Source organism: Nakamurella sp. (assembly GCF_048594475.1).
Taxonomy (GTDB): Bacteria; Actinomycetota; Actinomycetes; order Mycobacteriales; family Nakamurellaceae; genus Nakamurella.
On the sequence record NZ_JBMDXT010000073.1, the window covers coordinates 1 to 5,292 of the forward strand.

Annotated in this window: 7 protein-coding genes and 1 pseudogene; 6 read left to right on the top strand and 2 right to left on the bottom strand. The window is 74.1% G+C overall.

Features of this window, described 5'->3' with window-relative positions:
• The 3 genes from ACOJUF_RS03590 to ACOJUF_RS03600 all read left to right on the top strand — a co-directional run.
• On the top strand, window positions 1-238 hold a 238-nt coding region (locus tag ACOJUF_RS03590; protein ID WP_420120495.1), incomplete at its 5' end, for a riboflavin kinase.
• Window positions 239-306: 68 nt separating this feature from the next.
• Entirely contained in the window at window positions 307-552 is a 246-nt protein-coding gene (locus ACOJUF_RS03595) for a DUF2630 family protein (protein WP_420120496.1), read from the top strand.
• A 68-nt stretch (window positions 553-620) separates the two neighbouring features.
• A complete protein-coding gene (locus tag ACOJUF_RS03600) occupies window positions 621-1,892 on the top strand; it encodes an ArsB/NhaD family transporter (RefSeq protein WP_420120497.1) in 1,272 nt (423 codons plus the stop codon).
• A gap of 18 nt (window positions 1,893-1,910) precedes the next feature.
• On the opposite strand, the gene ACOJUF_RS03605 is transcribed toward ACOJUF_RS03600, so the two are convergent.
• Window positions 1,911-2,426 (bottom strand): universal stress protein, encoded by a 516-nt coding sequence (locus ACOJUF_RS03605; RefSeq protein WP_420120498.1) that lies wholly within the window; start codon window positions 2,424-2,426, stop codon window positions 1,911-1,913.
• 48 nt (window positions 2,427-2,474) lie between these two features.
• Window positions 2,475-3,614: an alpha/beta hydrolase gene (locus ACOJUF_RS03610; RefSeq protein WP_420120499.1), complete on the bottom strand. Its 1,140-nt coding sequence runs from the start codon at window positions 3,612-3,614 to the stop codon at window positions 2,475-2,477.
• 198 nt (window positions 3,615-3,812) lie between these two features.
• Between ACOJUF_RS03610 and ACOJUF_RS03615 the strand changes: the two genes are divergently transcribed.
• The 3 genes and pseudogenes from ACOJUF_RS03615 to ACOJUF_RS03625 all read left to right on the top strand — a co-directional run.
• Entirely contained in the window at window positions 3,813-4,631 is an 819-nt protein-coding gene (locus ACOJUF_RS03615; RefSeq protein WP_420120500.1) for a DUF4436 family protein, read from the top strand.
• Window positions 4,632-4,824: 193 nt separating this feature from the next.
• Window positions 4,825-5,094, top strand: coding sequence for a 30S ribosomal protein S15 (rpsO, locus tag ACOJUF_RS03620; RefSeq protein WP_420120501.1), 270 nt, complete (start codon window positions 4,825-4,827; stop codon window positions 5,092-5,094).
• 56 nt (window positions 5,095-5,150) lie between these two features.
• Window positions 5,151-5,273: pseudogene (locus ACOJUF_RS03625) on the top strand (30S ribosomal protein S15); the annotation flags it as partial.
• Window positions 5,274-5,292 lie beyond the last annotated feature (19 nt).

Below are 5,292 nucleotides of genomic sequence, written 5' to 3' on the forward strand. Positions count from 1 at the left end.
GCGCCGCTCGCCGCTGGCGATCTCCATCGGCACCAACCCGACGTTCTCCGGTCGCGAGCGCACGGTCGAAGGATTCGTCATCGACGAGGGCGGGAATTTCTACGGCCGGAGGGTGGCGTTCGACTTCGTCGAACGGCTGCGGGACACCGTGCGGTTCGATTCGGTGCCGGCGCTCATCGCGCAGATCGATGCCGATGTGGCCAGCACCCGGGACGTGTTGGGCTGGACCGCCTCATGAGGGCCTTATTCATGAGGGCACTGTTCATGAGGCACTGTTCATGAGGGCACTGTCGTGAAGGGGACGTCGTGGACGAGCATCAGATCCTGAGCCAGATCGCCACCCTGGTCGAGCAGGAGCACGCGCTGCGCTCGGCCCACCAGCGGGGCGAGTTGACCGGCGACGACGAGCGGGCCCGGCTGGCCGCGCTCGAGGGCGCGCTCGACCAGTGCTGGGATCTGCTGCGGCAGCGGCGGGCCCGGCAGGAGTTCGGTCAGGACACCGAGGACGTCGCCGTGCGCAGCGTGGAGCAGGTCGAGAAGTACCTGCAGTGACGCCCACCCGTCCGGCGGGCACCTGCCGCCGCCCCTCGCGCCGCCGACCCCGGCGCCGGGGTCACTGAATGACCCCCGTCCTGGCCAGCATCGTCGGGATCGTTCTGCTGCTGGCCGTTCTCGGGTTCTCCATCGCCCGCCCCAAGGGGCTGCCGGAGGCCGTCGCCGCGGTGCCGGCCGCCGGTCTGGCCCTGCTGATCGGGCTGATCAGCGTGCCGGACGCGCTGGCGGCCGTCGAGACGCTGGGCCCGACGATCGGCTTCCTGGCCGCGATCCTGGTCATCGCCCACCTGGCGGACGTGGACGGGGTGTTCCGCTGGATCGGCGGCCTGCTGGTCGCCGGCAGTCGCGGCAGCGCCCAGCGCCTGCTCACCCTGGTGTTCGTCGTCGCCTCGCTGACCACCGCGCTGCTGTCGCTGGACGCCACCGTGGTGCTGCTGACCCCGGTGCTGCTCGGCGCGGTCCGCCGGCTGCAGGTCAGCGGCGCGCCGCCGGTGTACGCGGCCGCCCACCTGTCCAACACGGCGTCGTTGCTGCTGCCGGTGTCGAACCTGACCAACCTGCTGGCCTTCCACGCATCCGGGCTGACCTTCGTCGGGTTCGCCGCCCTGATGGCCGGCCCCTGGGTCGCCGCCATTGCCGTCGAGTACGTGATCTTCCGCTGGGCGTTCCGGAACGAGCTGGCGCCGTCGCACGACGCGCCGGCCCGCACCGCCACCGCCCCGGACGCCCCGGCGCAGCCGGCCCCGACGGCGTCGTTGGTGCTGCTCGGGGTGATCCTGGTGGCGGTCTTCGCCTCGTCGGCGTTCGGGGTCGAGCCGGTCTGGGTGGCCGGGGCCGGCGCGCTGGTGTGGCTGGTCTGGGACCTGAGCCGGCGCCGCGTCGGCGTCCCGGCCGTCGTGGCCGCGCTCAACCCGTGGTTCCTGGTCTTCGTCGCCGCGCTCGGGGTGGTCGTGCAGGCGGCCATCGGGCACGGCCTGCAGGACGCGCTGGCCGGGGTGCTGCCCGGCGGCGACGGGCTGCTCGCCCTGCTGGCCCTGGCCGTGATCGCCGCGGTGCTGGCCAACCTGATCAACAACCTGCCGGCCACCCTGGTGCTGCTGGCGGCGCTGGGCGCGGCGCCGCCGGCGGCCGCGGTGCTGGCCGTCCTGATCGGGGTCAACATCGGGCCCAACCTGACCTACGCGGGGTCGCTGGCCACGATGCTCTGGCGACGGATCCTGCACGAGAAGGGCCACGGCCCGTCGCTGCGCCGGTTCACGGTGCTCGGCCTGACCACGGTCGGGCCGACGCTGCTGGCCGCCGTGCTGGCCCTGTGGGCGGCGCACGCGGTGTCCTGACCGGGCCGGGCGCTGCGCTCAGGGGTGCCGCTCGTGCGGTGGGGGCGGCAGTTCGTGCCCGGGCGGCGGGGGCGGCGGGATGGACCCCAGGCCGGGTGCCCGGCCGGGCCAGACCAGCAGCACCGGGCAGGGGGCGTGGTCCACGACGAACCGGGTGGCCGGGCCCAGCGAGCGGGGTCCGAGCCGGCTGCGGTCGCCGTCCCGGGCCAGCACCAGCAGGTCGGCGCCGTCGGCGGCGGCGACCACCTCGCGCTCCAGCCGGCCGCGCCGGCTGACCAGCTGCGCGGGCCGGCCCAGCCGGTCGCGGGCGGCGGCCAGCACCTCCTGGGAGGAGGTGGTCAGATCGTCGTCGAGGTCGGCCCCGACGGTGTACCGCCGGCCCAGCAGGCCGGCGAAGGCGCCGCGGGTCACCTCGCCCAGGTCGTCGGCGACCACGTGCACCAGGGTGACCTCGGCGTCCGACGGGGTCAGCGTGGCGGCCTCGTCGATCGCCGATTCCCAGACGCCGTCGGCCACCCAGACCAGGACCTTCATCGGACCCCCTCGTGCGCGCCGCGGCCGGACCGAACCCGGTCCCGCCGTTCAGTGGCCGGTCGGGCTGGCCTGGTGCTGCGGGACCGGGTGCTGTCCGACCTGATGATCACCGACCGGACGGGACGCGGCCGGGTCGACCGCGCCGGTGCCGACGGTATCCCGGGCCTCGGTGCCGGGCGACCCGGCGGGGGCCGGGCGCGGGTCCCGTTCGGGGGTGGGCCGGGGGTACAGGGCGAGCCGCTGCTGCGCGCAGACCTCGGCCAGGGCCTGCCGGACGCTGCCCCGGATGACCATCGGAAAGCTGAAGTACCCGTGGGGCATGCCGACGTACTCGGTCAGCCGGACCGCCGTGCCGGCGTCCTCCAGGGCCCGGCCGTAGCGGATGCCGTCGTCGCGCAGCGGGTCGTACTCGGCCACCTGGATCAGCGCGGGCGGCAGCCCGGTCAGGTCGCCGGCCAGGATCGGCGAGGCCAGGGGGGAGTCCGGGTCGCCGTCCGGGCCGAGGTACTGGTCGCGGAACGTGAGCATCACGGCCGAGGACAGGATCGGGTAGTCGGTCCGGGCCGGCGCGGTGGCGTCGAAGTCGTCGGGGGTGCGCAGGTCGGTCGCCGGGTAGATCAGCGACTGGTGGGCGATCCGCGGTCCGCCCCGGTCGCGCACCTGCTGGCAGACCACGGCGGCCAGGTTGCCGCCGGCGCTGTCGCCCATCACCGCGATCCGGGTGGCGTCGACGCCGAGCTCGCCCGCGTGGCCGTGCACCCAGTGCACCGCGGCGAGGCTGTCCAGCACCGCGGTCGGGAAGCGGTGCCGCGGGGCCAACCGGTAGTCCACGGACACCACGACGGCGCCCACGCCCAGGCAGACCTGGCTGCACAGCCAGTCCGAGTGGTCCAGGGCGCCCAGAGTCCAGCCACCGCCGTGGAAATAGACGACGACCGGGCTGTCCGGCGGCTGGTCGGCGGCCCGGTAGAACCGGACGGGCACCCGTTCGCCGTCCTGCTCGATCACCCGGTCGACGGTGGTCACGCCCTTGGCCAGCCGGCCGGTGACCCCGGCGGTGAGCCGGCCGTGCCCGGCCAGCAGCTCCTGGGCGCGCAGGATCTGGTCCGGGGTCATCGAGTCGACGGCGCCGGGCGAGTGCGCGAACAGCCACGCGAACGCCCGCACCCGCAGATCCAGCCTGGCCATGTCGTTGACCCTACTCGTCGGTAACTTACGGTTCCACCCGTGCCCGCCAGGGTGCTCGGCCGACCCGGCGCGGCGGCACCCTCGACCCGGGTGAGAATGACCGGCATGCCGGAACCGGGGGAGTCGGAACCTGGGACGTCCAGACCTGGGGAGTCGGAACGGCCGGCCCCGGGCGCGCGTCGAGGGCGGCGCCTGCGGGTGGCCGGCGCCGTCGCCGTGGTGGTCGCGCTCTACGTCGCGCTGCTCGTCAGCTACGCGGCGGCGGAGTCGGCCAAGGTCGCCCAGGCCCCGGTCGAGCGCCCGCCGGGCGGCGTGACCGTCCGCCTCGACGCCCGGGCGATCACCGCCCAGAGCGCGCAACTGCAGGTCGACGTCACGATCCAGGCCGACGATGCGCTGCTCGGCCCTGACGGCACCCCGGCCCGGACCGTCACCGTCAGTCTCGACCCCACCGCGGAGGACACCGACCTGGTCTTCGACGCCGGCAAACGGCCCCAGTCCCACACCGCCACGCTGCTGTTCGACGGGGACATCCAGAACTGGCCGTTCGACGACTACACCGCCCCGGTGGCCGCGATCGTCACCGTCGGCGAGGGATCCGACGTCCGGTTGGTCGACTCGGCGGTGGTCCTGTCGGGGTCGGTCCAGGGCTGGGACCTGCGGGCGGCGGAGAATCCCGACCTGGCCGGCCTGGTCGTCGACGCGTCGTTCCACCGCTCGTTCGCCATCGTGCTGTTCGGCATCACCCTGGTGCTGGTGCTCGCCCTGCTGCCGGTGGCGTGCTGGATCGTGGCCTGGAAGCTCTACCGCGAACAGCGGCTGTTCGAGGCCGGCATGCTGGGCTGGACGGCCGCGTTGCTGTTCGCGGTCATCCCGATCCGCACCTTCTTCCCGGGCTCGCCGCCACCCGGGTCCTGGGTGGACGTGCTGGTGGTGCTGTGGGTGATCGTGGCGCTGACCGTCGCGCTGTTCATCGGGGTCGCCGCCTGGATCCGGCATCCCCGGCCGACGCCGTGACCGGTCCGGCCTCGGTGCTCGTCGGTGCTCGTCGGTGGCCATCGGTCGGGACCTGGCCGGGTCCGGGCGGGCGCGCTGATAGACTGATCGACTGGGTCCGGCTGCAGTCCGTGGCGGCCGGTACCGTCATCCCCCCGGCGACGTCGTCCGGAGCGGGCCGTGCACGGGACACGTACCAGTAGGAGCACCAGACGTGGCGTTGACCGCCGAGCAGAAGAAGGAAATTCTCGCCGAGTACGGCCTGCACGAGAGCGACACCGGGTCGCCCGAGGCGCAGGTGGCGATGCTGTCCAAGCGGATCTCGGATCTGACCGAGCATCTCAAGCAGCACAAGCACGATCACCACACCCGCCGCGGCCTGATGGGCCTGGTCGGCCGTCGGCGCCGGCTGCTGCGCTACCTGCAGCAGGTCGACATCGCCCGCTACCGCTCGCTGATCGAGCGGCTCGGGCTGCGTCGCTAGCATCACCCCGGCCCGGGGGGGGCCGCCCCCCGCCCCCCCCGCGGCCCCCCCCCCCCCACCACACCCGCCGCGGCCTGATGGGCCTGGTCGGCCGCCGGCGCCGGCTGCTGCGGTACCTGCAGCAGGTCGACATCGCGCGCTACCGCTCGCTGATCGAGCGCCTCGGGCTGCGCCGCTAGCATCACCCCGGCCGGGGGG

Excerpts from the sequence above, each read along its gene's own strand:
- ACOJUF_RS03605 (WP_420120498.1), bottom strand. The coding sequence starts at position 2,426 with ATGAAGGTCCTGGTCTGGGTGGCCGACGGCGTCTGGGAATCGGCGATC.
- ACOJUF_RS03600 (WP_420120497.1), top strand. The coding sequence starts at position 621 with ATGACCCCCGTCCTGGCCAGCATCGTCGGGATCGTTCTGCTGCTGGCC.
- ACOJUF_RS03610 (WP_420120499.1), bottom strand. The coding sequence starts at position 3,614 with ATGGCCAGGCTGGATCTGCGGGTGCGGGCGTTCGCGTGGCTGTTCGCG.